Below are 24063 nucleotides of genomic sequence, written 5' to 3' on the forward strand. Positions count from 1 at the left end.
TACCTCGTGATGACCGTGCCGGTCTCGCCGCGCAGGCCCGCCGCGGCGCACTCGAGGCTGGTGATGAGCGCCCTGCCGGCCGGGTACTGCTCGACGTAGTCGATGCAGGCCTCGACCTTGGGCAGCATCGAGCCGGGGGCGAACTGGCCCTGGGCGATGTACTCCTCGGCCTCGGCCACGCTCATCTGGTCGATGGCCCTCTGGTCGGGCCCGCCGAAGTTCACGCACACCTTCTCCACCGCGGTGAGGATGACGAGCATGTCGGCCTTGAGCTTGCGGGCCAGAAGCGCGCTCGAGCGGTCCTTGTCGATGACGGCCGGGACGCCCTCGTACTGGCCGCCCGCCTCGAACACCGGCACGCCGCCGCCCCCCGTGGAGATGACCACGTAGCCGTCGTTGACCAGGTCGCGCACCGCGTCGAGCTCGACGATGCGCACGGGCTTCGGGGAGGCCACCACCTGCCTCCAGCCGCGGCCGGCGTCCTCCTTGTAGGTCCAGCCGGTCTCGGCGGCCTTGGCGCGGGCCTCCTCCTCGGTGAGGAAGGCCCCCACGGGCTTGGTGGGGTTCCGGAACGCCGGGTCGTCGGGGTCGACGACCGTCTGCGTGATCACGTTGGCCGTGGAGCGCAGGATGCCGCGGGCCTTGAGCTCGTTGAGGATGGCCTGGCTGAGCTGGTAGCCGATGTAGCCCTGGGACATGGCGCCGGCCTCGGGGAAGGGCATCTCCGGGGTCTTGCCGTCGCCGGCGCTCGCGTGGGCGAACGCGTTGTTGATCATGCCGACCTGCGGGCCGTTGCCGTGGGAGACCACGACGTTGGTGCCGTCCTCGATCATGTCCACGATGTGGGCGGCCGTGTTCTTCACGAGCTCGAGCTGCTCCTGGGGCGTGTTGCCCAGCGCGTTGCCGCCGAGCGCGATGACGACGGTCTTACCTTCGCCGATAGTGTAAGGCATATCGATTCACCTTCGACTTTCTTAGGAAAGTGTCGCGTACATGACGGCCTTGATGGTGTGCATGCGGTTCTCGGCCTCGTCGAACACCTTGGACTGCTTGGACTCGAACACCTCGTCCTCGACCTCCATCTCCGTGACGCCGAAGCGCTCGGCGATGTCGGCGCCGATGGTGGTGTTGGTGTCGTGGAACGACGGCAGGCAGTGCAGGAAAATGGCGGAGGGGTCGGCCATGGCCATGACCTCCTTCGTCACACGATAAGGCTCGAGCAGGCGGATACGCTCGGCCCAGACCTCGTCGGGCTCGCCCATGGACACCCACACGTCGGCGTAGATGACATGAGCGCCCGTGCAAGCATCTTTGATGTCCTCGGTCAGCTTGACCGTAGAGCCGTTTTCGGCGGCGATGGCCTCGCAGGTCTTCACGAGCTCGGCATCGGGCATGTTCTCCTTGGGGCCGCAAGCAACGAAGTTCACGCCCAGCTTGGAGCACACCACCATGAGGGAGCGAGCCACGTTGTTGGCGGCATCGCCCATGAACACGAACGTCTTGCCCTTGATGTCGTAGTTGAAGTTCTCCTGCATCGTGAGGATGTCTGCGAGCATCTGGGTGGGATGCCACTCGTTGGTCAACCCGTTCCACACCGGCACGCCGGCGTTGGCGGCCAGCTCCTCGACATCGGTCTGGGCGAAGCCGCGGAACTCGATGCCGTCGTAGAAGCGGCCGAGCACGCGCGCCGTGTCCTCGATGGACTCCTTCTTGCCCATCTGGGAGCTGCCGGGGTCGAGGTAGGTCACGCCCATGCCGAGGTCCATGGCGCCGACCTCGAACGCGCAGCGGGTGCGGGTGGACGTCTTCTGGAACAGGAGGACGATGTTCTTGCCCTCGAGGTAGCGGTGCGGAGTGCCCGTCAGCTTCAGGTTCTTGAATTCGCGAGACAGCTTCAGGAGGTACTCGATCTCCTCGGTGGTGAAATCGAGAAGCCTCAGGAAATGGCGACCACTCAAGCTAGTAGGCATGGTTCGTTCCTTTCATCGTGCGTGTCCAACAACAAACGATATCGACAGGCTGCGCCAAGTATTCAGCCCGCCTCCTTTTCGGCTTTGGAACCGAAGCGGCTCCGACAGCCGGAAAAGACACAAGGGATCCTCGGACTAGTCCTCGCGCCAGATGGGCATGCTCATGCAGCGCGGACCGCCTCGACCGCGAGAAAGCTCCGCCGAAGGAATCTCGATGACGTTGATGCCTTTCTCCTTGAGCAGGGCGTTCGTCACGTCGTTGCGCTCGTACACCACCACGGTGCCCGGCGCGATGCACAGCGTGTTGCTTCCGTCGTTCCACTGCTCGCGCTCGGCCGCGATGCGGTCGCCGCCGCCGCAGGGGATGAGCTCCACCGAACGGCCGACGTACTTTTCGAGGATGTCCTCGAGCTTGCCGCTCATCTCACGCACCTTGATGCCAGCTCCCTCAGGAGTGATCTCGAATACCGTGAGCGGCCCCATTATGCCGGGGTGGATGGTGAACTTGTCCACGTCGATCTGCGTGAACACCGTGTCGAGATGCATCATGGCGCGATTGTTGGGAATGTTGAACGCCAAAATGGTGTCCACGGGGGACGTCTCGTCATTGAAGATGTTGTGGGCGATCTCGTCGATGGCGTCGGGCTCCGTGCGCTGCGAGATCCCGATGGCCAGCACGTGCTCGTTAATGTTGAGGATGTCGCCGCCTTCGATATGGAACGCGCTGTAGCGGCTGTAGTACTGCGGGACGTCCTTGAAGTCGGGATGGTGCGTGAAAATGTACTCAGCGAAGATCGTCTCCCGATTGCGCGTGACCGAGTACATGCGGTTGATGGACACGCCGTTGCCGATCATCGCGAACGGGTCGCGGGTGAAGTAGAGGTTCGGCATGGGTGCGATGACCATCTTGGAAGCCTCGGAGACGAGGTCGACGAGCGAGTTCGACTTGTCCGTGTGCAGCTCGGTGAGGTTGATGCCCTCCATCGTCTTGAGCACGAGATCGAAGTTGTCGGGATAGTTGTCGTTGAGGTAGTCGTAGATGATCTTCTGGTAGCGCTCAGTTCGGATGCCCGCCTCTTCGATGAACTGCTTGAGGAATTTCTCGCGCAGCTCGGGGTTTTGGTCGAGGACCTCGGCCATGAGCCTCTCGAGGTAGACGACCTCCACGCCGTTGTCCCGAAGGGCCTGGGCGAAAGCGTCATGCTCCTCCTGGGCCACCTTCAGAAACGGGATGTCGTCGAACAGCAGCTCCTCGAGCGTGTTCGGCGTCAGGTTCAGAAGCTCTCGGCCCGGGCGGTGCAACAACACTTTTTTCAAGGGCTTGATCTCGCTCTTGACGTTCACACCAGCCATAGCAACCCTCCTTCTTCTTCGATTTTATGCATTTTCCAGATTTGCGACCATCGGATCAGCCCGTTGCGCACCGGACGTCCGGTTGACAGGGTCAAAATCTCACGGTTCCGGTCAAATTGCAACCACAAAAACGAAACAAAACCGCCCCTCGGTGATTACCGCATGTTTTTTCGGCGAACGGTTTACCCGAACACGACCTTTCTCCACTTTTTCTTCAAATTTAGGCACATCCGATAGCACGAATCAGAGATGGAACGACAGCGCACAACGGTTGTTTTCAAAGCGATGGAGCATCATCTCGCTGAAAAAGCGATCGACCTGAATGCATAAAAATTCAGAAACATGCAGTTTCGGTGCAAACGCCGTTCCGCACTGCGGCACCCGAAGGGCAAACTGCGAGACCCTCATCCGCCCCAAACCTGTCATTTTTATCGTAATACCTGATGAAATCCTATATTTATCCGCTCATCCAGCAAATGAGGGTCCTTGCGCATCGAAAAGGTCCTGCGAGGGATTTTGCGGTATAATACCGACAGCGGCCGAAATGCGCCCATGGCTCAATGGATAGAGCAACGGACTTCTAATCCGTCGGTTGCAGGTTCGAGTCCTGCTGGGCGCACCATCGGCTTTCAATCGCTCTGTTCAATCTGAACTATTTTGCTTAAAAGCGTTTAATTATCCCATATTTAAAAATTATTGACAATGTTTTTTTGTGAAACAATTCGAACAGGCGATGCGCTCGCAGAACGTGAGGCGCATTTGTCGTGCGCATCAGAACGATTGGCAACCGATTGGCAACGATACGCTTACGACACAATAGCCAATGAACCTCATGTCTTATCATTATAGGCTCTATCGATGAATGCTCATTCGTTCGCTGAACGAGCATCGAGAGGAGCTTTGCATGCCTTATCTGGAAAACCACACGCTTTATTACAAAAAGACCTGCCCCTACTGCCAAAAGGTCCTGCGCTTCATGGACGAGCAGAGGATCACCATGAATACGCGCGACACCCTGCAGCCCGGCAATCAGAACGACCTCGTGCGCATCGGGGGCAAAAAGCAGGTGCCATGCCTGGTCATCGATGGCAAGGCTCTGTACGAATCCGACGACATCATCGCCTACCTGCGAAAGGCGAACGTTTAAATCAAGGCGCGCACCTTTCGGAAGGCCCCGGTCGCACGTGCAGCCGGGGCCTTCCCCATATGCGGACGAAGTCGCCACCAAAAACGCAGATCGGCACCCCTCCCTTTTTGTCCCACCATAGCACGCCAAGCAGGCAGTGCCCATCGAAGAGGAAGCGGAAGGCGGAATCCGAAGCAGCGTATCCCGCGGCGACCGGATCGGAGCCCTATGCGCCGGATCCGGCCAAACGGTGAGAGACCACGGGGCGTCGGAGGCGCGCTCCGCGGAATCGGCAGGAGCGAGTTTCGTGCTTTGATTGAACGCCATGATCACGTGCCAGCAAGGCATGCGAACCGGGATAAGGCCCGGAAAGCAAGAAGGGGCGCAAAAAAGCCAGGCAGAATGCGCGCTTCCGACCTGGCTTTTCGTTTGATGGAGCGGGTGACGGGAATCGAACCCGCGTCATGAGCTTGGAAGGCTCAGGTTCTGCCATTGAACTACACCCGCATGACGCGTCGGCTATTGTACCGCAACATCGGCCGTCGTGCGCGAGATTCCCTGGGAGTTTCCACCAGATTCCGCATAAACCCGATAGCAGAGCCGTCCGCGCCGAGGGAATCGGCAACTTCGAAGGCTTCCCGCGCCGCAACGGCCTCGTCGCGCGCAGACGCCTGATCGACGCCCAACGTCGAGAAGGTCGACGGCCGCCGTGCAGACAGCCGTCCCCGCCCCCGCCCCGAGGGCGTCGCCATTGACGGCGCGGTCGTCGCGAGCCCTGGAAAGCCCCTATCCGAAAGCTCCGCGCCTCGAAGGAAGGCGGCGCGGCAGCTTCTCCCGCACCGCTCCGGTTGCTCCCTGCGCGGACGGGCGCGTCCTGAGCGTCGCGCCGCGCTCGCCGTGCGCCCATCCCAGCGCGCGGCGGCGATGCGTCACTCCCGCGCGGCAAGCGCGGGCACCGCCCCTTTCCGCAGCACGGAGATCGTGGGGGCAAGCTCGGCGGCAAGCACCAGGACGAGCCCCGCAAGCGACACTGTCGCGCCCTGCACGAAGGAAAGGCCCTCGAGCGGAGGGAGGCCGAGGGCGAAGGCGACGGCGGCGTTCGAGGCAACAGCGCAGAGCATCCCCGCCAAGGTGGCGGTGACCGCATGGATAAGCGCCTCACAGACGGAGGACGCCAGCACCGTTCGAAAGCTCGCCCCGCACGCGACGAGGAGCGCGACATCGCGCACGCGCGCCCTCGACGACATCGCCATGCTCGCCGCCGCGCCGACGACGGCGAGCAGCACGGGCCCGCCGAGCAGAAGCACGCTCGACGTCCAGTCGAGCGAGGTGCTGTAGCCGACCGCGCTCCGTGAAGCCACGAAAGCCCCCAGCAGGTTGGAAAGCGAGAAGACGCCCGCCACCACGCCGAAGCCCACCACGACGGGAGTCTCGACCGACGTCGAGGCGGCCAGGCCGAAACGGGCCGCACGGCGCGCGAGGAACCAGGCGTTCCAGCGGCCCCGCGAAACAAGCGCCGTCCAAGCGCCCAGCAGCGCAGGCAGCGCCACCGGAGCCGCAGCCGCAAGCGTCGCAGTCGCGAGAAGGGGCACGAACAACGAGCCCGACAAAGAATCCAGATCTCCCCCCGACAGGGACGCCGCAACCTGCCAGGTCGAGAACGCCAGGATCGCGCACAGCGCAGCGCGCGCCCACGTCATCCCCCTGCGCGCCTCCTCCGGCTCGCGCAGGGCGGCCACGGGCGGCGTCTTCGCCGCGCTGCAGGCGCCCCTCAGCCCTCCGATCAGGAACACCACGGCGACCGCGAGCCACACCGCCGGCATCGTCGGCAAGCCGACTTCGAGCGCCACCTGGTCGATGGGCTGGTAGAACGGCGAGCTGAACACCCAGGGGAACAGCGGCTCGAACGCAGCCGCCTCGGCCAGCGTCCCGCAGAGCGACCCCAGAAGCGCCACTGCGGCGATCTGCCCCAGCACCACCGCGCGCACCTGGCAGGGGCTCGCGTTCGCCAGCTGCCACAGGGCGTAGGAGCGCCGCTGGGCCGTCACGGCCAGGCTCGCCGTCTGCGCAGCCACCGGCACCGCGGCGATCGCCGAGAAGGCGATCACGGTGACGGCGAAGCTCTGCATGTTCGGATACGTCCTCGCCGTCTCCGCAAGCGACACGCCCCAGCCTCCGACGAACCCGCAGACCGCAGCGACCATGAACGCGCCGATCCAGGTGGTCGCATGGTCGCGCAGGTCGCAAAGCGCAAGCCGGATCATCGCGCCGCCTCCATCGCCTCAAGGATCTCGGAAGCGCTCGACCGCCCCAGCTCGCGCACGACGCGGCCATCTTTGAGCACGAGCACGCGATCCGCACGCGCGGCGGCCTCCAGATCGTGCGTGACGAGGATCACCGAGCGCCGCGGATCGTCCGCGATCTCCCGCAGCATGTCGAGCACCGCACGGGCGTTGCCCGAGTCGAGCGCGCCGGTGGGCTCGTCGGCGAACACCGCGTCCGCGCCCAAGGCGAGCGTCCGCGCGATGGCCACGCGCTGCTGCTCGCCGCCCGAAAGCTCCTCCGGGCGACTCCCTTCCCTGCCGGCCAAGCCGACGCGCGCAAGCGCCGAAAGCGCCTCCTTCCGCGCAAGGGGCCGTCCCGCCAAGCGCGCGGGCAACGACACGTTCTCCGCCACGCTCAGCGAAGGCACGAGATTGTACGACTGGAAGACGAACCCCACATGGCGCCGCCGTATCCGCGACAGCCCGCTTCGGCTCGCACCGCTCACCCGCTCCCCCGCGACCTCGACGAAGCCGGCATCGACGTCCTCGAGCCCCGAGAGGCAGTGCAGAAGCGTCGACTTGCCCGACCCGCTCGGCCCCACGATAGCCACCATCTCCCCGGCCCCGACGCTCAAGGTCACGCCCCTCAGCACCTCGACGGAACCGCAAGCGCCCTTGCGGCGGCCCTTCCCCCCGAACGGCCTCCTCCCCCCGAACGACTTCCTCACATCGCGCGCAACGACCATTTCGGCGCCCATGCGCCCTCCCTTCCTTGGGTTTTCCGCAGCCTGCGCAAACGGCACGGAGCGCACGGCTCCGCACGGCCTTTCCGGCCGCATGCGGTCCCGCACAGCTCTCCGCACCCTGCGCGGCGCCCTTCGTTCGACGACGAACTTCTCCAACGATGATCGAAATGCGCGGCGCGCGGGTTACGCGCCGCTTTTCAGAAGACGGAACGCCCTGATCGCTCCGTACACGAGGCCGCCGATGGGCCACGCGATCCAAAACCAACCTCCCGCGCCGAGCGCTGGCACGAACAAAAGCGCAAGGCCGACGGCGGTGGATATGCTCATGACGAGCTTGAGAAGGGCGCGATTACGGCGGGCCTCGCGAGCTCGGTCGCCAAGCGCGCCATCGCCCAAAGCCTCGATGTCGGCTTCGTCAAGAACCCCAAGCGACGCGCGGTTGTAAGCCTCCAGATCGCAGCGCTTCGCCATGAGGCAGCCGTGGACGACGAAGAGAACCCCCAGCCCCGCGCCCAGCAGAGCCGCCGCTTCCGCAAGCCACGCCGTCCCCTGCGCAAGCACGGCCACCGCGCATCCCGCCAGGAAGCATCCGATGCCCGTCGCCGCCTCCGTCGCCACAGCCGCGCGCATGCGCGCCTTCTGATCGACCGTGTAGAAGTCCTCGACGAAAGGATGCGCCCTGCGAAAACCCCTGCGTTTCGAGAAGGCCGGCAAAACGAGGGCGAGGCAGACGGCGACAGCCGCGAGCCCCGCCGCGCCGACAAGGCTCCACAGATCTATCGCGGAGGCGAGCGCAAAGCCCCAGAGGAGCAGCGCCGCCGCGATGCCCGCGAACGGCACGGCGAAGCCGAGGGCGGCGCGCCCGGCGAAGGAGCGCATGGCTTCGTCGTAGCCCGTCACATCCTGCGGCGAGCCCGTCTGCGGCATCCGAACCGCCTCTTCGACCTCGCGTGCGGACAGGTCGCCGGACACGAGCTCGTCGAGCGTGCAGCCGAACAGGTCGCATAGCTTGAGCAGCTTGTCCATCTCTGGATAGGCACGCTCGGCCTCCCACTTCGACACGGATTGGCGGCTTACGCCAAGCAGCATGGCAAGCTGTTCCTGCGTCATGTTGCGCGCAGCGCGCAGATGCTGCAAGTTGTCCCGAAAACTCATGGCGACCATCCTTTACGATTCCGTTCACATGCAACGTGCCGGGCATCGCGCACCATCCGCACGACCCGCGAATGCGGTTCGACGCAGCGGACGAACGCCCGTCTGCCGCCCTATGGTGCGGGCGCGCCGCCCTCCGATCAACCAACTTGCGGCTTCCTTTTCGAACGCCGCGGCGCGACCTCCGGTAGCTTACCGCAGGTCGCGAAAGCGCAACCTGCAAAACCGCGCAAAAAGCGAACCGGGCAGGACCGAAAACCGCGGCGAGCCGAGACGGACCGCAGGCAGGACGGTCGGGAGCCCGCAAAGAAGGGAGAGGTCGAGGGGGGGGGTCGATGCGAGGGGACGGAGCGAACCATGGTGCCTCGCACACTCGCGAAAGGGCGGGCGCCGCTCCATCGGCCCCTTGAGACAAGCGTCCCTTCCGTTCGAGAGAGCTCATACGGCCCGCCCTCCTTCGACAGGCGCGAAAGGACGGACGCCGCGCTGAAGGCGGAAAGCGAAGAGAGGGGGAAGAAGGGGACGCCCGGATTCGAAGCCTCCATGCAACGGGGAAGGGCCGCAGCCCTCCCCCGAAAGAACCCGTACTGGTCGGGACGACAGGATTCGAACCTGCGACATCCTGCTCCCAAAGCAGGCGCGCTACCAGACTGCGCCACGTCCCGACGAAAACGGCAGCTGCCAGTATAGCAGAAGACCGACGGCGCGAGCCCGACGAAACGAAGGTCGGCCCGCGACGCGCGAGCACCCGCGGCGCAAGGCTCGACGGACGCTCACCATCCCGCTCGAAAGACGCGCTGAGCCACACGCTCCGAAGGCGCGCAGTACGCGACGTTTCCGCAGATGCGGCGTTGCTCGCAGATCAGGCCGCAGCGCCTTTACGCCGCCCCCTCGATCCGGGCGCGCAAAGCGCGCAGGGCGTTTCCGCGATGCGAGACAGCGTTCTTCTCCTCAGGCAGCGCCTCGGCAAGCGTGCGCTCGCCTCCGAACACGTCGGGCAAAAACAGCGGGTCGTAACCGAACCCGTGCTCGCCGCGCCCCTCATGCCCGATGCGCCCTTCGACGGCGCCGCAAGCCACCGTCTCGGAGCCGTCCTCGTCTATGAACACGAGCGTGCACACGAAACGCGCCGTGCGCTTCTCGTCGGGCACCCCGGCCAACTCGGAGAGCAGCTTCGCGTTGTTCGCCGCATCGTCGCAGGGATCTCCCGCGTAGCGCGCCGAGCGCACGCCGGGCGCTCCATCGAGCGCGTCCACGGCCAAACCCGAGTCGTCGGCGAGCACCGCCCTGCCGCCGCTCGCCTCGCGCGCCGCGCGAGCCTTGATGCGGGCGTTGCCCTCGAACGTATCAGCGTCCTCCTCGGGATCTGAGACAATCCCCACCTCGCGCAGAGTGCGGAACCTCCAACCGGGAAAATCCAGCGCTTCGGCGATCTCGCTTACCTTGTGCGCGTTGTTGCTGGCGATGACGACGATTTTCTCCATTTCCTCTTCCTTCTCCTGCCTGCGCCGCACCCCGGCATCTCGCAGCCCTCGCTCGCGCGAATCGAAGCCTCCCGCATGCACGCTCACGCCCCGAAGTCCACCCGAGCAACCGAATCGATAGGCGCACTGAACACGCGGCCGCCGAATCGTCCGAACTCCTCCACGTCGTCTCCCGTTGTGTAGAACTCGTAGCGAGGGACGCCATCGGGCCGAGCGAGCGCGTTGCGCTCGCGCAGGATGGCGGCCACGTCGCGCGCCGTCTCCTTCCCCGACGAGATGAGCGTCACATCGCGGCCCACAACACCCCCGATAAGCGCCTTGAGCAACGGAAAATGCGTGCATCCCAGCACGAGCGCATCGATGTTGCAGCGACGCAGCGGCTCAAGGTACTCTCTCGCTATCTCCTCGAACGCAGGGCGGATGTACACCTTTGACGCGAGCGAGGTGAAATCCTCCACCGGCCCCTCGGCCATACGCACGCCCTGCTCGGCGATCTCGACGAACCGCGGCGTAGCCGTCGAGAACACCGTGATGCCAGGATCTATGGCGCGGATGGCGCTTGTGTACGCTCCCGACTCCACCGTCGCCTTCGTGGCGATGACGCCCACCCTGTTGCTGCTCGTGGCACGCGCGGCCGCACGCGCCCCCGGCTCCACGACGCCCACAACCGGAACGGGAAGCGTCTGACGCGCATGCGCAAGGCCCGCAGCCGTTGCCGTATTGCATGCGATGACGATGATCTTCACGCCTCGCTCGACGAGCCAGCCGCCGATCTGCTGCACGAAGCCATCCACCTCTTCGAGAGGACGGGGTCCGTACGGGCAGCGCGCCGAGTCCCCCACGTAGACGATGGATTCCCTTGGCAGCGCCTTTGCGATCTCCCGCGCCACGGTGAGTCCGCCGAAACCGGAGTCGAACACGCCAATTGGCGCATCATCGTAACAAGCGGCGATACCGGGCGATGTCTGCTTCTTGTCCATAACGACAGTATAGCGCAGGGCCTGTTCGTTGTTTGCAAACCGTCACGCCGGGCCATAGTATCTGCTAATCTGTCAGCAACGCGCAAAGCAAGATCAACGCGCCGAAGGCGGATCGGGCACGATGTTCGACGACCGCAGGAAGCCGCGGGAGAAGGAGCTGTCATGAAGGTTCTGCTCATCAACGGAAGTCCGAACGAGAAGCGCTGCACGCGCACGGCCCTCGACGAAGTGGCGAGCGCCCTTGAGGTCGAAGGCGTAGCGACGGAAACAGCTTGGATCGGCCGCAACCCTGTACGGGGCTGCTTGGGCTGTGGCGGCTGCGCCAAACGAGGAGATGCGCGATGCGTGTTCGACGACGATGTGGTGAACGACCTCATCGCCAAGGCGGAAGGATCCGACGGCCTCGTAGTGGGCACGCCCGTGTTCTACGCCGGAGCGAACGGAGCGCTCCTCGCCGTGCTCGACAGGATGTTCTACGCAGCTTCCGCGCGGCTTCGCTTCAAACCAGCCGCCGCCGTGGCCTCGGCACGACGCGCGGGCACGACGCCGGCCATCGACCAGATCAACAAATATTTCCAGATCAACTGCATGCCCGTCGCCTCCTCCACCTACTGGCCCATGGTGCATGGCCAAAGCATCGAAGAGGTGCGCCAGGACGGCGAGGGACTGCACACCATGCGCATGCTCGGCCGCAACCTCGCCTGGCTCATGCGCGCTGTCGCAAACGTGCCTGATCCCGATGTGGAGCCCAAGATCAGGACGAACTTCATCCGCTGAGCATGTCCAAGGAGCATCGCAAGACCAACGCGATACGCGCCCTTGATGCGGCAGGGGCGCGCTACGAGGCGCGGTTCTTCGAATGCCCTGAGGCGCTTTCGGGGGTCGAGGTGGCGCGGCGTCTCGGGCTCGATCAGGATCGCGTGTTCAAAACGCTTGTCGCTGAAGGGCGCTCGGGCGCCCACTACGTGTTCATGATACCCGTTGCCTGCGAGCTCGATCTCAAAAAGGCGGCGGAAGCCACAGGCGAGAAATCCGTCTCCATGGTGCGCTCCCGCGAGCTTCTGCCGCTCACAGGCTATGTGCACGGAGGCTGCTCACCTATCGGAATGAAGCGCCCCTTCCCCACCACCATTGACGAAACCTGCGAACTCCATGAGCGCATCGCGTTCTCGGGAGGGCGCATCGGCTGCCAAATAGAGATGGCGCCCGACGACCTCGCCCGCATCATCCCGCTTGCGCGAGCAGATTTGACCGTAACGAGGAAACCGGCAGATTGACGCAGCCGGCCGGACAAGATCGAGCGGCACCGACCGGCTGCGCGAGCGAACACGGCTCCGACTCCGAAGAAAGATGAGGAGGTCCGAGCTTTTTCGACGCGGGAAGGAAACCTCGGCAGCGAACCACGCCCTTGTCAAGGAGCAGACAACGAAGCCCTTCCGCGATGGCTACCAGTGGCAGACCACCACATCGCCCCCCTCTATGAGGCCGTACAGCTCGGCCGCCTTCGACGAGGGCAGATTGACGCAGCCATGGCTGCCGTAACCATCCTTGTACATCGTCCCCCCGAAATTCGGCTGCCAATCCGCATCGTGAAGGCCTATGGCGTTTCCGACGAACGGCATCCAATACTGCACTTCGGTTTCGTATATCTTCGTGTTTCCGCTATAGCCGATCAGGGTCGAGGGGCTCTGCTTTTGGTTGAGCCAGTACACGCCGCTCGGCGTGTCGTGTTCGCCGTTGGGCGTGCCCGTCACGCAGTCGGACTCCCATACGAGCCCGCCCGACTCATCGTAGAAGCGAACATGCTGCTCGGACAGATCGATGTCGAGGTAGCGATCGCCCCAGTCGCGCGCGCCTGCTCCGTTGTAGGCGGTGCCAGTGGTGGAGCAAGGCACGTCCACCGCGCCCGCACGACCCGATTTCACACCATCTTTCACTGTGCTGAGCAGCGTTTCGCGATCCACCGACCAACCGTACACGCCTCCCGACACCGTGACCTCCTTGCCGTCGGCGCGCGTGTAAGTGCGTTCGGTGCCCACAGTGTCGCATCGCGAGGCGAGCTCGTCCAGCCAAGCAGACAGCGCCCCCTCGTCGAGCGCGGCGTTGAGGTCGCCGTCCAAACTGACCCATTGCGACACGAGCTCGGCGTTCACCTCCCCCACCGTCATTCCCGACATCTGCAGAACGAGATCGGTCTTGATCATGGTGTTCGCCTCGTCAACCGCCTTGGCGAGGCGCTCGTCCGACTCGAAAACAGAAGGTTGGAGCAGATAGCTTTCGGTGAGGCTCACATGCTCTTCAAGGTTCGCGAGCGCCTCGTCGGCTGCTTTGACCACGGCTTCAGCGTCGAGCGCAGTGCCTATCTGTTCGGGCACAATGGAGAACGAGCCCGCGCTTTCATCATAGGAGACCGTCGCGTTCTCGGGAGCAACCGCCGTCGCGTTGAAGTCCTCCACCGCATCGCGAACGAGCTCTTCGAGCCCCGCCTCGCTGTAGCGGGCCACAAGCTTGTCCGTTTCATCGTGCTCGCGTCCCAGCTCAAACGGCCATGCCCATGGATTCGAATCAGCCAGCATATCTCCCACCACGGCGGGGCCGTCAAAGAACACGCCTGCATCAGAAGCAGAAAGAACCAGATCGAAGCCCTGACCCTCGATGGAAAGCTCGTAGCTGTCGATCACCTCCCCGAGACGCTCTTGAACCTCCGAGGAGGACATGAGCGACACGTCCATATCGCCGACAGTCGAGTTCGGCATGAAGCGTCCGGTGAAGTACACGGCCACGCCAACATACGCGACAAGGAGAAGCGAGGCAAGCACAGCAAGGCCGATGCCAATCACTTTAGGCGCACGGTGGCTTGCTCCAGGCGAAGGCGCCTGCATCGCATCGACCGGCCTTACGGGGCCTCCAGGAGCAAAGGCGCCTTCCGGCACGTAGCGCGAGGGGCGAGCCCCCCGCTGTGGCTTCTGACGCATGACGCTTGCCGGACGCATGGGCTTGGGCATCGAAGAAGTCGCACCGGACGAACGACGAACGGACGAAGAAGAACCATCACCCGAGACGGAACCAGCCGGCACAGGCTCGCTCCCGGCATGAAGGCTGTCACTGCTGCTTTCAGATATATTCTCGCTCATAACCACCCTCAGACACTCGGACCATGCGCCAATTGTACCAAGGAGCGCAACCTCCTTCGGCAACAAAACCCTCGTATGGTGCCCGCCATGCCGAACTTCGCAAATTCGACACGGCGAGCGCACGGAGCGTGCGCATTTACCATCGAAGCGCGTCGGATCGCCGGAAAGCGTCACGCCGACAGCATCTTCTCCAAGGCTCCGAGATCCACATCAACCTCGCACTGCCCGATCTGCGATCTCCATGCATATATATCGAATCGTGACAAGGCTCGCCAAGCGTTCTGCAGCCCCTCCCTGCGTCACCGAAAGGACGGGGTTATTTGGGAACGAATCGGACAACCACCTTCGGAAAGCCCATACCCACGCACACCGCCCCTCCGCCAAGAATGAAAGGCGCTGGGACCCTGACGAAGTTTTCCGTCGCCGCGTCGCGCTCCCGAACGTCGAGCACGCACTCGGCGGACCCTCCTGCACGACCGCACCCCTTGGGCTTCGCGCGGCAGTGCCCACTGCGGAAATCTCCCGCACCATTAGCGCTCCATCTCCGCCGCACGCATCGTCGGCGCACAGCCCGCTCTGCCTCCTGCTGCGGCCGCTCTTCCCCGATTGCACGCCGTTTCCTGAATATGCCCTTTTCGGTATTGATGAAGACTTGCGTTTTCGTATGATTGGAGTAACCTATTTTAAAGTGTGCGAACCCTCATGTTCCAATATGTCGCGTTTCGCGCTGGAAAGGAGTATATATGCAGAGAGAGAGAAAGAGAGAGAGAGAGCCGCGCTCTCCCGCGTCATAGCGGGCGCCGCAGCGGTGCTTCTCGCGAGCTTTTTCGTGCTCTCGGTGCGCCCACCTGAGGCGTGGGCGTCAGAGTGGACGAAGCAAGGTTCGGGAGCCTCGGTCGACGATCCGTTCATCATCTCCGAGTCGCTGACACCCGATGCGTTCCACTTCTCAAACGATACCGAACTGGAATACATCGATAAGATATGGGGGGCGGCCAATCTTGACGACAAGCAATACGTCGCGATTGAGATCCCCGAGAAAACGACTGAAATCACGAGCAACACGCTTTTCGGAACCTCATATTACGGAGCCCAAATCGCCGACAAGGTGGTTGCCGTCGACTTTTCCAAGGCAACGAATCTCGAGGTCATCGAAGGTGGCTTGACAAAGGCGCCTCACCTTGGCGAAGGTTCGCTTCCGGATGGACGGAAGGGCATCATTGACCTGAGCGCCACGAAGGTTTGGAAGATACGAGGAAACACCTTCAAGGAAAATCCTGAGCTTGTCGGTGTCGTGCTTCCCGATACGCTGACCGAGATCGGCACGAATGGCATGAACATGCCAACATTCGGGGACTGTCCCAAGCTCGAATGGGTTCTCTCTGCGTCCGAGTACAACGCCCGCATGCAGAGCGGGGAAACGCTTTCGGGCATCGTGCTTCCAGAAGGCATAAAGAACGTGTACGAGGCGGCATTCGACCTCGATCCATGCCCCTTGCTCGACGATATCGCAAACGGATCGATCTTCGTCGTCGTCCCCGAGAGCGTCGAGATCATAGGGGAGCGTGGATTTCAGTTTCCCGGCAGTCAAGACGCTCCAACCAAGGCGACCATCGTGCTTAAGAGCGCCGAGCACCTCGAAGGGTTCGATAATAAGGCCTTCTCATCGAGCACCCACTCTTTTAACTTCCCAACGGTCATCCTCCCGGATTTCCAAGACTATGGGGACCATCAAGCGAAAGTCGAGGAGCTCGAGAGTTACGCACACTTGAGCTGGCCGGTCGATCTGCAGTTCATGAAAGCCGACGGGACGACGGTGATGACGACCGAAAGGAAGCTGCGCGGGTTTTCTTTGCAATACGAGCTCGTCGATGGCGAGTGGGTCTGGAACGACGGGTATCGCCTCCCTTCCGCTCCCTCTGATGCGCCCGAACCGCAAGACGGCTTTGTCGGAGCCTGGACCATCACCGGCACGACGACCCTTGAGGACGGCGCTCTTCTCAACAGCGAAATCCTCGGCTCCGCTCCCCAGGGAACATATCAGGTCACATGGAGCGTCGATGACTTCATCGAGGAGCCGACGATATGGCTGTCCATCAACGGGAAGAAAATGCAAGACATCACCGCATCCACCGCGACGACGCCCACGCTTCAGGCGCGTCGCCTCGATACGGTCGGAGTGACGGTCGACCATCCGCTCCTCAAGACGGAATCCACGGGAAGCGAGGATACTTACGTCGAGTTCAAGTATCTGTGGTACGACCGCATGAAAAGTGCCGACAGCATCGTTTCAGGCGCACGCACCCAAGCGTCCGACGGCGAACACGAGGACTTCTTCTATACTCCCGCCGAGTTCGATACGCCTATTACCGCCGATAGGCTGAGCGCGGTAAACGAGATTCCGCTGCGCACGCTCGAAGACGCGCGCAATGACGGCTCGATATTCCCCAACGATACCGGCGACGATCATTACTTCTGGGGTAATCCCGCCTACGGCGTCCAGATATTCGGCACAGTTTATAAAAACGGAGTGGCGCAGGACACGTTTTATTTCAAATCGGCGGTGCCGCTCATGCCCCTTGGAACCGGCAATTATAGCTGCAACGACGACGTGACGACATGGAACAGCTACGATTTCGCCGTCAACGTCGAGCCGGCGCAATACACGATCACGTTCGATTCCGCAGGCGGCTCTGAGGTCGACCCCGTCATCGCAAACGAGGGCGAGACCATCACCGAGCCTGCGATCCCTGTGCGCGATGGCTACGAATTTGCAGGTTGGTACGACGAGGACGGCTCCCTTTACGACTTCTCCCAGCCGCTTCCGATGAGGCAGTCCGCCGACGACGGCGCAATGACGCTCACGGCGAGCTGGACACCTGTGGCCACGTCGTTCGAGGTGAGCTACTCGTTCCGGAGCGCCACGCCCGGCCTCGAGCTGCCCGCCGAGGTCCTGGCGCTGCTGCCCCCGGCGACCTCCGCCGCCGCCGGCAGCACGGTGACCCCCGAGCAGCCCGGCCAGACCTCGGTGAGGGTCGCGGGCGGAACCTGGACGTTCGCCGGGTGGGACCGCGACCAGGCCGTGGCCGACGCCCCCGTCGAGTTCGTGGGCACCTGGCAGTTCGCGGCCGACGCGTCGTTCGAGGTGAGCTACTCGTTCCGGAGCGCCACGCCCGGCCTCGAGCTGCCCGCCGAGGTCCTGGCGCTGCTGCCCCCGGCGACCTCCGCCGCCGCCGGCAGCACGGTGACCCCCGAGCAGCCCGGCCAGACCTCGGTGAGGGTCGCGGGCGGAACCTGGACGTTCGCCGGGTGGGACCGCGACCAGGCCGTGGCCGACGCCCCCGTCGAGTTCGTGGGCACCTGGCAGTTCGCGGCCGACGCGTCGTCGTCCAGCCCAGACACGAATCCCAGCAACCCCAAGCCAGGTTCTGACGACGCCAATGCGGACCAAGGAGGCACGCTTGCCGCGACCGGCGATTCAACGGGAATCCCCGCAGCACTGCCCATAGCACTTTCCGCGCTCGCCACAATGACTGCGGCGAGCGCCCTCAAGCGGCGTATCTAGGTGCTTCTTTCCTGCACCCGCATATGATCGGGCAGGACAATCGTAAGTCAGCTTTGCTCAACGGTTGTCCTGCCCGCCTGCATTTCCACCCACCTTTCGACGTGCCGCGCAATCGCTAAGCAGCCCACTGCAGGAGCGGCACCACGTTCATGTTCCGCAATCCAATCCGCCGATGCCATTGCAAAGCTCTTGGCGCGCCCATCATGGAAACCTCGGCTTCATTGACCCTCGCCCTGTGCAACGCACCGCTTCGAACATGTGAATTACTGAAATGCGCATCGGAAGTCCGAACGCCCGAGCGATTACGCGGCCGCGCCGACACGAGAGGCTTTCCCAACGCCTTTCCGCCCATGCGCCATAAACGCCTTTCGACTCTCTTATCGCACGCTCATCCGCTCTGACAGCGTTTCCGCGACAGCCCGCACGCCTCGCGACACCGCCGTAAGCGCCGTCATCCGAACAGGGTCATGCAAGAACGCCAGTCGCAGAATCATCCAAACGACGAATCGGGCCAAAGAGCGCAATGGGCCGGAAGCGAGGAGCTCCGCTACACGATGCCCGATGGCTACGCGAACTTTCTCGACACCGCCAACAAGAGCATGCGATTTCACTCGGAATGCTCCCGACACCGAAGGCGCCGAGGATGATCGGAGCAGCGCATCCGTCGGCCAACGATGATCGCCGCAGGAACCGCATCCCGAAAACGATACGGCTCTTTTTCCGCACGGTCAGCTGCTTCATCGCGAATACCCAACACCGCAGCGAATCACGCCGCAAGGCACGGGAACGCCAACAAGGCCCAAAAGGTGCCGCTTGCGAGCCGGGGAAAGAAAACTCGACATACGACGAGGGAGGAGAAGGAATGGGGGTTGCAGTCACTCGAGCACGCCCCACGTCCTTGCCCCACCAAAGCGAGAGGGCTTGAACGATGCCGAAAGACGATGCGAAGATGCGCTGCCACAAGAAGCCGCATTGCACCCGACAAGGCAGAGGCTACCTGAAACGCCCTTCAAGCCTAAATCGACCGAATCCAAGATCAGAATTGGCACCGAACAGAAAAAAGGGGTGCGCCTGCACGGCGCCACCCCATCTATGAATCAGCGCGACACGTTCTCGCAAAACGAGTCGACGCTTCCTACTCTGGTGGAGCTTATGAGAAAAACGGCGAACTCCACAAGCACCGCCAACCGCGCAGCTATCCAGCTTGATACTTGCATAGTTAGAGTATCGAAAAACTGGTTTGTTGTCGTTGGCACGTGCCAAAAATAGCAATTTCCGGTGTTTGCAAAACACCAGATGGGCGGCTTGCTGTAAGCCCGTCTAACGCCAGAAAGCGGGGCACCCCTTGTCAGGGTACCCCGCTTGAACACTAATAAGAAAGCTTCTGGCCGGGGTAGATCGTATAAGGTGCCCCAATGCCGTTCTTGCTTGCGATGGTGTGCCAGTCGATACCGAGCGAAGCGCCAATCTCGCTGAGCGTGTCTCCGCTCTTGACGGTGTAGACGCGCGCAGCGCCAACGCCCGCCCTCTGGTTGACGATTGCCTGAACCTCGCTGAAGCGGTCGCCCAGAACGTCGCTGCGCGTCGGCACAACGCCGAACATTCCGCGTTCCACATCATCTGCGAGCTGAGAAGCGGAAGCGCCGTCAATGTAGTTGATGAGGTCTTGCACCTCTTGGTAACGGTCGCCGAGCTTTTCGCGGCGCTCATCGTCAACGCCATACTCGCCGCGCATGACCGCTGCTGCAAGGTCAAGCGTCGTGCCCTCCGGCGAAGGCTCGGCGACCTCTGCGGGCGGAACGTCGGGCGCTGCCGCGCCGGACGGGTTGGCAAACTTGCCCCACGCTTCGCGCGTCATATAGGCGATATCGAGATCAAGCGGCGCGTTGAAGCCATTGAGACGGCCATTCGACGTGTACTGGTGGATTGCGCAGCTACCCCAAGCGCCGAAGCCGCCATCGGGAAGCCACGGCGAAGACTGGTAGCCGGTGCGGTTGTTGTTAGCGTACTGCGCAACCCAGAGCGCGTGATTCGGCGCGATCTTCGACCAATCCTCTTCGGTGCAAACGCTACGGCTCATATAGACGATGCAGCGAACGCCGGTCTGATCGTAGACGTAATCGAGGAACTGCTTTGCCTTGTCGGTTCCGATGCGCCCATACATCTCATAATCGAGAACGGGAATGCCGTTGCCGAAGTAGTTACGGCAGCTTGCGACGAAGTGCTTAGCCTGAGCTATGGGGTCTTCTCCGTTCATGAAGTGATAGAAGCCCCAGAGCTTGCCGAGTTTGATAGCCTGCTGAATCCACGGGTCGCAGGTGTTGTGAACGATGGTGGTTCCCTCTGTCGCCTTGCAGATAACAAAATCGCAAGGCACCTGCGCGAGGTCAAGCCCGCGCTGGTAGTTAGAAATATCAATGCCGTTGAGTGCCATAGAAGCCCCCTCTGATGCAGTAGAAGTAGTGAAAATCGACCTGCTCTAGCTCTTCGAGCGTGAAGGCGCGCGCTGAGTTCCCAGCGCTCGCCGGGTCGCGTATCCAGTAGCCGTCATCGTCGGCGCGCCAGATAAGCACGACGTGCCCGCCGTAGTCCCTATCGCCGAGCGTTCCGCTCATGCCAGCGAAGGCAAGCCACCCATCGGACACGTTTTGAAGGACGGGTGCGAGATCGTAAGAAATCGGCGTGCTCTCGATGCCGTATTCCGGGTAATGCTCGGCAATCCACGCGCAGAACTTGCCGGGGTCGTTAACGCCATCGGTAAGGCACGTGTCACCCACGAACGATGCGAGCGTGAGCGGCGTAATGTCCTGAAGCGTCATGTATTTGACAGCCATAGCGGCGCATGTAAGGCCGCAGCCGTGGTCGCCGATGGTGCCGCCCGCATATGGTATGTAGTCCCATTGCGGGTCGGTCTGAAGCCATATCGGCATGCTGTTACCCTCGGCAATCGGCCTATCGGCAACGATTGCTAGGCGGTCTTCCTCAGCGGCAGCGTAGCCCTCTTCGTGCGCTTCAGCGAGCGCGCCCGCGTCGCTCTCGATATGGCCGACGATGAGCCAGCCGCAGAAGAGCATTGACGCGAGCGCGCCGGAAAGCACGAGGGCGACAGCCTTTAGCCTACTCATCGCGCTTCGGCTCGGTGTAGGTGAGCGCTTGCGCGGAATCGCCAACGCCCGCCGTGGTCGGGTCGGTCACGATGCCAAGAATCGCGAGCACGGCGAAAAGCGCGTTGATGATCGCGGCCAACTGCTCGTTCAGAACTCCAAAGTCCCACTGGTAGCCGAACGGCGCGGCGACCACCTGCACGAGCAGCAGGACGGCGGGAATGAGAGTAAGCCAGAACGTCTTGTTCTTGATTCGTGCAGTGAAGTTAATCATTTCAGTTCTCCTTTTCATAGATGAGGTCTACGCGGTCGTAGATGTGATCGACCTTGTTTGCCATGTCGTGCGAGTGCTCGCGCGATTCCCTGATTTCGTCGTGCAGCGCCGCCGTGGAAGCCCTGAGAGATTCCATAGCTGCTTGCAGCCCTTCCGAAATGTTGTTGCTACGCTCCATCTGCGCAGCGATGCGGCCTTCCATTTCCGAGCGCTCGCGGTCGCGCTGCGCGCGCTCGTTGAGTTCGTCGCGCTTGCGCTCTTCGCGCTTCAGCTCTAGTTCTGCCTGCCGCGCCGCGTTTCGCTCTTCAAGCTCTGCCTTGCGCTCGTTGTTGCGCTGGTACTCGTTAAGCAACTGCTTTGCGAGTATTCCGAAACCGATAGCAACGAGGAACGCGAAGAACCATTCGGCACCGAAGGCCGCTGCATGGTCTAAAACGCTCTCCGCCACGTCAGCCCTCCGTCACCTCTCGCCAGACGGTTTCTGTGCCGACAGCCCCCGGCTCCCAGACGTTGTTTGCAACGAGGGATTCCCAGACCTTGCCGTTGTGCTTGACGCGGGCACCGAGCGGGTAGGGATTCGTAGAATCGGGCTGCACCCATTCGGGCACTTCCTCTGTCGGCGTGTCGGGCGTGCCAGCTTCAAGCACCTGCGCCCAAAGGCTCGGCGCTGCCGTGGGTGCCCAATCGGTCTGCGACGTGTGCGCCTGAAGGCACGTGTAAAGCTCGCCCTCATAGCTCACGCGCTCGCCCTCGGCGTAGGCGCGGCCGTTGCTGTCCCACGCGGCGAAGAGCGCGGCGGCTCGGCTCGCCACGTCGGTTGAGAGAGACGGCGCTTGTGTCTTGTAAATCGCGATGATCGCGCGCACCATGCTCTCTTCGTCTTCGGTGAGTGCCATTTGTTGCCCCTTTCTCTCGGTAACGAAAAAGCCCCCGCGTCTGCGAGGGCTTTGGTACCTGATAGTGTGTGTTCGCTCTTAGCTGAAGAGCTGCTTATAGAGCGCGTCCATGCGCCTTACCGTCTCGTGAGCGTCAAGCCGCTTCATGCCTCCGCGCCACGATTGGTAAGACTGGTTGACTTGCTCGACGGTCATAACGCCGCGAGCGACCAGCGCCGCTTGCTTCTTCAGCTTGCGCCGCTGCCGCGTCACGGAAGAGCGGCAAGGGCGAACAACCACCTTTTCACCCTCGCCATATGAAAACCTCTTCTTCAGGAAAACGAAGCCGCGCGACAGCTTCACTACGCGCGTCTTCTTGCGGTTGATGATGATTCCCAGATCGTCGCAGAGCGCTTCGATGCGCGAAAGCGCGTCCCAAAGCGTCTGCTTGTCAAGCGCGATGCAATAGCTATCGTCCATGTAGCGACCGCTCGCGAGGATGCCCGGAAGCGAAAGCATCAGATGGTCTATCGGCGACGGCAAGGCCACCGCTAGAATCTGGTTCGGCTCGCTGCCAAGACCAAGCCCGCGCGCACCGTGAGCGTCTATCTGGTCGCCCATGACGCGCTTAACGCGCTCATCGTCAATGGCTCTGTCAATGATGCGCTTGCAAGCGTCGTGGTCGATGTTCGCGAAATAGTCCGAGAAATCGACCTGCAAGATGTAGCCTTCCGCCCCGTGCTTTCGCCGGTGGGCTACAAGCTGACGCTTCATGCGCTTGATTGCGTACTCGGTGCCGCGCCCCTTCACGTTTGCGGCGCATCCCTCTGTCAGGGTAGGCCAGATCGCGGGTGCGAGCGCGTGACGGCTTAAAGACTTCTGTATGACACGCTCCGAGAAGTGGACAGAGCAGATATGACGAAGCTTTCCGCGCTCGAAAAGGTCAAACTCGATGAAGCCGCGCCGGAAGTCAGCGCCCGTGAGCAGGTCGCGGCGCGCCCGCATGATGTTTGGCATGACACGCCCCATGTAGCGCTGGACGCTTGCCTTCCAGCGAACGCCCGCAGCAGCGCCGTTCGCCGCGCTGTATAGGTTATCGAGGTCTGCGACGGCTTCTAGCGTGCATCCTTCGATGCGCCTAGCCCTATTCTCCGCGCGCTTGGCATCTCGCCTTGCGCGGCGTGCTACGCGTCGCTCTTCAGAGTTCATGAGGGCACCCCGCGCGGCTTGCAGTCGGCATCCAGCAGCCGCTTGACGGTTGACCATGAAACGCGGTCGGAAGCCGAGAACCGCGCCATGCAAGCAGCGAACGGCAACCGTCGCGGGGTGCATATTTACGGGCGCATGCCCGGTGGTCGCCCCTTCCTTCCTCAAATGCACGGCGCGCGGCGCTTACGGCCGCGTGGTCTGGCAAAGCTTGGGAATCACGGCAGCGGGCGTATCCAGTCGTTCGTCGGCGCGTTGTTGTTGGCATTGCCGTTGTTGTTGACATTGCACGCGTTGGACGAAGAACCACCCATGACAGACCGCAGCCACCAATTGACGCGACGATTTCCAAGGGACAACTCGCGAACATTTTACCCCTTTCCTATGAGTTTCACGCCAGCGCGAGCGCCCTTTATCAGCTTAATGTCGCTGTCGATTCGGTCTAGGATTCCTTCGAGCCGCGCGGCCTTGATGGGAAGCCCCATAGTCAGAAGGCTTTGCATGTCTTGGTAGAGCTGGTTTAGATCTGCCAGCGCAAGCGTCATGTAGCGCTTCCGCTCATCGACGTTGCGCGCCGTGTTCGGATAGAATGCGTCGGCCTTAACCAGATTGAAGACAACGCTTCGCGCCGTCTCTGCCATAGGCACCGCGAAGATGAAGCGGTAGGATTTCGGAACGTCGCGCGACGTTACAAGGCGCGTCACGTCGTTTCTGATCGCAACCGCCGTGTTGAAATACTCGAAAGAGCTTAGGTTGCGGTTGCGCATGTATACGCCGCTCACTTCGCGGCACCTCCTAATCTGCGACGGTTGGCGCATGCGCAAGGCATG

At 62.5% G+C, this 24063-nt stretch carries 22 protein-coding genes and 3 tRNA genes; 6 read left to right on the forward strand and 19 right to left on the reverse strand.

Features of this window, described 5'->3' with window-relative positions; translation table 11 throughout:
* The 3 genes from arcC to arcA form a co-directional block, all read right to left on the reverse strand.
* A partial coding sequence (gene arcC / locus B5F40_RS06640) for a carbamate kinase (RefSeq protein WP_140396441.1) occupies positions 1-953 on the reverse strand: 953 nt, incomplete at its 3' end.
* 21 nt (positions 954-974) lie between these two features.
* Positions 975-1970: an ornithine carbamoyltransferase gene (argF, locus tag B5F40_RS06645; protein WP_087193567.1), complete on the reverse strand. Its 996-nt coding sequence runs from the start codon at positions 1968-1970 to the stop codon at positions 975-977.
* Positions 1971-2105: 135 nt separating this feature from the next.
* Positions 2106-3323: an arginine deiminase gene (gene arcA / locus B5F40_RS06650; protein WP_087193568.1), complete on the reverse strand. Its 1218-nt coding sequence runs from the start codon at positions 3321-3323 to the stop codon at positions 2106-2108.
* Between the two features lie 546 nt (positions 3324-3869).
* Between arcA and B5F40_RS06655 the strand changes: the two genes are divergently transcribed.
* Both B5F40_RS06655 and B5F40_RS06660 read left to right on the forward strand, forming a co-directional pair.
* Positions 3870-3945: transfer RNA gene (locus tag B5F40_RS06655), tRNA-Arg, on the forward strand.
* 282 nt (positions 3946-4227) lie between these two features.
* The gene (locus B5F40_RS06660; protein WP_087193685.1) at positions 4228-4470 is read left to right on the forward strand and encodes a glutaredoxin family protein; all 243 of its coding nucleotides are present in this window, start codon (positions 4228-4230) and stop codon (positions 4468-4470) included.
* 412 nt (positions 4471-4882) lie between these two features.
* Here the strand turns inward: B5F40_RS06660 and B5F40_RS06665 are convergent.
* The 7 genes from B5F40_RS06665 to murI all read right to left on the reverse strand — a co-directional run bounded on the left by B5F40_RS06665 (position 4883) and on the right by murI (position 11075).
* Positions 4883-4956, reverse strand: a tRNA-Gly gene (locus B5F40_RS06665).
* A 422-nt stretch (positions 4957-5378) separates the two neighbouring features.
* Positions 5379-6713 (reverse strand): ABC transporter permease, encoded by a 1335-nt coding sequence (locus B5F40_RS06670; RefSeq protein ID WP_087193569.1) that lies wholly within the window; start codon positions 6711-6713, stop codon positions 5379-5381.
* Entirely contained in the window at positions 6710-7471 is a 762-nt protein-coding gene (locus B5F40_RS06675; RefSeq protein WP_087193570.1) for an ABC transporter ATP-binding protein, read from the reverse strand. The genes B5F40_RS06670 and B5F40_RS06675 overlap by 4 nt, the downstream gene beginning before the upstream one ends.
* A 171-nt stretch (positions 7472-7642) precedes the next feature.
* The gene (locus B5F40_RS06680; RefSeq protein WP_087193571.1) at positions 7643-8614 is read right to left on the reverse strand and encodes a helix-turn-helix transcriptional regulator; all 972 of its coding nucleotides are present in this window, start codon (positions 8612-8614) and stop codon (positions 7643-7645) included.
* 585 nt (positions 8615-9199) lie between these two features.
* Positions 9200-9276 (reverse strand) — tRNA-Pro (locus B5F40_RS06685).
* A gap of 213 nt (positions 9277-9489) precedes the next feature.
* Positions 9490-10095 carry an RdgB/HAM1 family non-canonical purine NTP pyrophosphatase gene (rdgB, locus tag B5F40_RS06690; RefSeq protein ID WP_087193572.1) on the reverse strand — a complete coding sequence of 202 codons (606 nt, stop codon included), beginning with the start codon at positions 10093-10095 and terminating at the stop codon, positions 9490-9492.
* Positions 10096-10178: 83 nt separating this feature from the next.
* A complete protein-coding gene (gene murI / locus B5F40_RS06695; protein ID WP_087193573.1) occupies positions 10179-11075 on the reverse strand; it encodes a glutamate racemase in 897 nt (298 codons plus the stop codon).
* Positions 11076-11237: 162 nt separating this feature from the next.
* Here murI and B5F40_RS06700 point away from each other — a divergent pair, with 162 nt between their 5' ends.
* Complete coding sequence (locus B5F40_RS06700; protein WP_087193574.1) at positions 11238-11852, forward strand: flavodoxin family protein; 615 nt, start codon at positions 11238-11240, stop codon at positions 11850-11852.
* Between the two features lie 2 nt (positions 11853-11854).
* The gene (gene ybaK / locus B5F40_RS06705; RefSeq protein ID WP_087193575.1) at positions 11855-12352 is read left to right on the forward strand and encodes a Cys-tRNA(Pro) deacylase; all 498 of its coding nucleotides are present in this window, start codon (positions 11855-11857) and stop codon (positions 12350-12352) included.
* Positions 12353-12520: 168 nt separating this feature from the next.
* On the opposite strand, the gene B5F40_RS06710 is transcribed toward ybaK, so the two are convergent.
* A complete protein-coding gene (locus tag B5F40_RS06710) occupies positions 12521-13915 on the reverse strand; it encodes a L,D-transpeptidase family protein (RefSeq protein WP_239442937.1) in 1395 nt (464 codons plus the stop codon).
* A 1102-nt stretch (positions 13916-15017) separates the two neighbouring features.
* Here B5F40_RS06710 and B5F40_RS06715 point away from each other — a divergent pair.
* Positions 15018-17774: an SHIRT domain-containing protein gene (locus B5F40_RS06715; protein ID WP_162610916.1), complete on the forward strand. Its 2757-nt coding sequence runs from the start codon at positions 15018-15020 to the stop codon at positions 17772-17774.
* Between the two features lie 921 nt (positions 17775-18695).
* A complete protein-coding gene (locus tag B5F40_RS15890; RefSeq protein WP_140396442.1) occupies positions 18696-19043 on the forward strand; it encodes a hypothetical protein in 348 nt (115 codons plus the stop codon).
* A 100-nt stretch (positions 19044-19143) separates the two neighbouring features.
* On the opposite strand, the gene B5F40_RS06720 is transcribed toward B5F40_RS15890, so the two are convergent.
* The 8 genes from B5F40_RS06720 to B5F40_RS06750 all read right to left on the reverse strand — a co-directional run bounded on the left by B5F40_RS06720 (position 19144) and on the right by B5F40_RS06750 (position 24015).
* Positions 19144-20208, reverse strand: coding sequence for a LysM peptidoglycan-binding domain-containing protein (locus B5F40_RS06720; RefSeq protein WP_087193577.1), 1065 nt, complete (start codon positions 20206-20208; stop codon positions 19144-19146).
* On the reverse strand, positions 20189-20899 hold the full coding sequence (locus B5F40_RS06725) for a C39 family peptidase (protein WP_140396443.1): 711 nt from the start codon (positions 20897-20899) through the stop codon (positions 20189-20191). The genes B5F40_RS06720 and B5F40_RS06725 overlap by 20 nt, the downstream gene beginning before the upstream one ends.
* Positions 20892-21152 carry a phage holin gene (locus B5F40_RS06730; RefSeq protein ID WP_087193579.1) on the reverse strand — a complete coding sequence of 87 codons (261 nt, stop codon included), beginning with the start codon at positions 21150-21152 and terminating at the stop codon, positions 20892-20894. Before B5F40_RS06730 ends, B5F40_RS06725 begins: the two co-directional genes overlap by 8 nt.
* Position 21153: 1 nt before the next feature.
* A complete protein-coding gene (locus B5F40_RS06735; RefSeq protein ID WP_087193580.1) occupies positions 21154-21600 on the reverse strand; it encodes a hypothetical protein in 447 nt (148 codons plus the stop codon).
* A 1-nt stretch (position 21601) separates the two neighbouring features.
* On the reverse strand, positions 21602-22048 hold the full coding sequence (locus B5F40_RS06740) for a carbohydrate-binding protein (RefSeq protein WP_087193581.1): 447 nt from the start codon (positions 22046-22048) through the stop codon (positions 21602-21604).
* 78 nt (positions 22049-22126) lie between these two features.
* Entirely contained in the window at positions 22127-23044 is a 918-nt protein-coding gene (locus B5F40_RS06745) for an RNA-directed DNA polymerase (protein ID WP_239442938.1), read from the reverse strand.
* A 407-nt stretch (positions 23045-23451) separates the two neighbouring features.
* Positions 23452-23592 carry a DUF6273 domain-containing protein gene (locus B5F40_RS16950; RefSeq protein WP_413467510.1) on the reverse strand — a complete coding sequence of 47 codons (141 nt, stop codon included), beginning with the start codon at positions 23590-23592 and terminating at the stop codon, positions 23452-23454.
* Positions 23593-23604: 12 nt separating this feature from the next.
* Positions 23605-24015, reverse strand: a complete 411-nt coding sequence (locus tag B5F40_RS06750; RefSeq protein ID WP_087193582.1) for a hypothetical protein — start codon at positions 24013-24015, stop codon at positions 23605-23607.
* Positions 24016-24063: the final 48 nt, after the last annotated feature.

Source organism: Gordonibacter sp. An230, from assembly GCF_002159915.1.
Classification (GTDB): domain Bacteria; phylum Actinomycetota; class Coriobacteriia; order Coriobacteriales; family Eggerthellaceae; genus Rubneribacter.

What these genes read in the sequence shown, in the direction of transcription:
- arcA (WP_087193568.1), bottom strand. Translation starts at nt 3,323, where the DNA reads ATGGCTGGTGTGAACGTCAAGAGCGAGATCAAGCCCTTGAAAAAAGTG.
- rdgB (WP_087193572.1), bottom strand. Translation starts at nt 10,095, where the DNA reads ATGGAGAAAATCGTCGTCATCGCCAGCAACAACGCGCACAAGGTAAGC.
- murI (WP_087193573.1), bottom strand. Translation starts at nt 11,075, where the DNA reads ATGGACAAGAAGCAGACATCGCCCGGTATCGCCGCTTGTTACGATGAT.
- ybaK (WP_087193575.1), top strand. Translation starts at nt 11,855, where the DNA reads ATGTCCAAGGAGCATCGCAAGACCAACGCGATACGCGCCCTTGATGCG.
- B5F40_RS06675 (WP_087193570.1), bottom strand. Translation starts at nt 7,471, where the DNA reads ATGGGCGCCGAAATGGTCGTTGCGCGCGATGTGAGGAAGTCGTTCGGG.
- B5F40_RS06745 (WP_239442938.1), bottom strand. Translation starts at nt 23,044, where the DNA reads ATGCCAAACATCATGCGGGCGCGCCGCGACCTGCTCACGGGCGCTGAC.
- B5F40_RS06720 (WP_087193577.1), bottom strand. Translation starts at nt 20,208, where the DNA reads ATGGCACTCAACGGCATTGATATTTCTAACTACCAGCGCGGGCTTGAC.
- B5F40_RS06680 (WP_087193571.1), bottom strand. Translation starts at nt 8,614, where the DNA reads ATGAGTTTTCGGGACAACTTGCAGCATCTGCGCGCTGCGCGCAACATG.
- B5F40_RS06725 (WP_140396443.1), bottom strand. Translation starts at nt 20,899, where the DNA reads ATGAGTAGGCTAAAGGCTGTCGCCCTCGTGCTTTCCGGCGCGCTCGCG.
- B5F40_RS06730 (WP_087193579.1), bottom strand. Translation starts at nt 21,152, where the DNA reads ATGATTAACTTCACTGCACGAATCAAGAACAAGACGTTCTGGCTTACT.
- B5F40_RS06700 (WP_087193574.1), top strand. Translation starts at nt 11,238, where the DNA reads ATGAAGGTTCTGCTCATCAACGGAAGTCCGAACGAGAAGCGCTGCACG.
- B5F40_RS06670 (WP_087193569.1), bottom strand. Translation starts at nt 6,713, where the DNA reads ATGATCCGGCTTGCGCTTTGCGACCTGCGCGACCATGCGACCACCTGG.
- B5F40_RS06740 (WP_087193581.1), bottom strand. Translation starts at nt 22,048, where the DNA reads ATGGCACTCACCGAAGACGAAGAGAGCATGGTGCGCGCGATCATCGCG.
- B5F40_RS06660 (WP_087193685.1), top strand. Translation starts at nt 4,228, where the DNA reads ATGCCTTATCTGGAAAACCACACGCTTTATTACAAAAAGACCTGCCCC.
- argF (WP_087193567.1), bottom strand. Translation starts at nt 1,970, where the DNA reads ATGCCTACTAGCTTGAGTGGTCGCCATTTCCTGAGGCTTCTCGATTTC.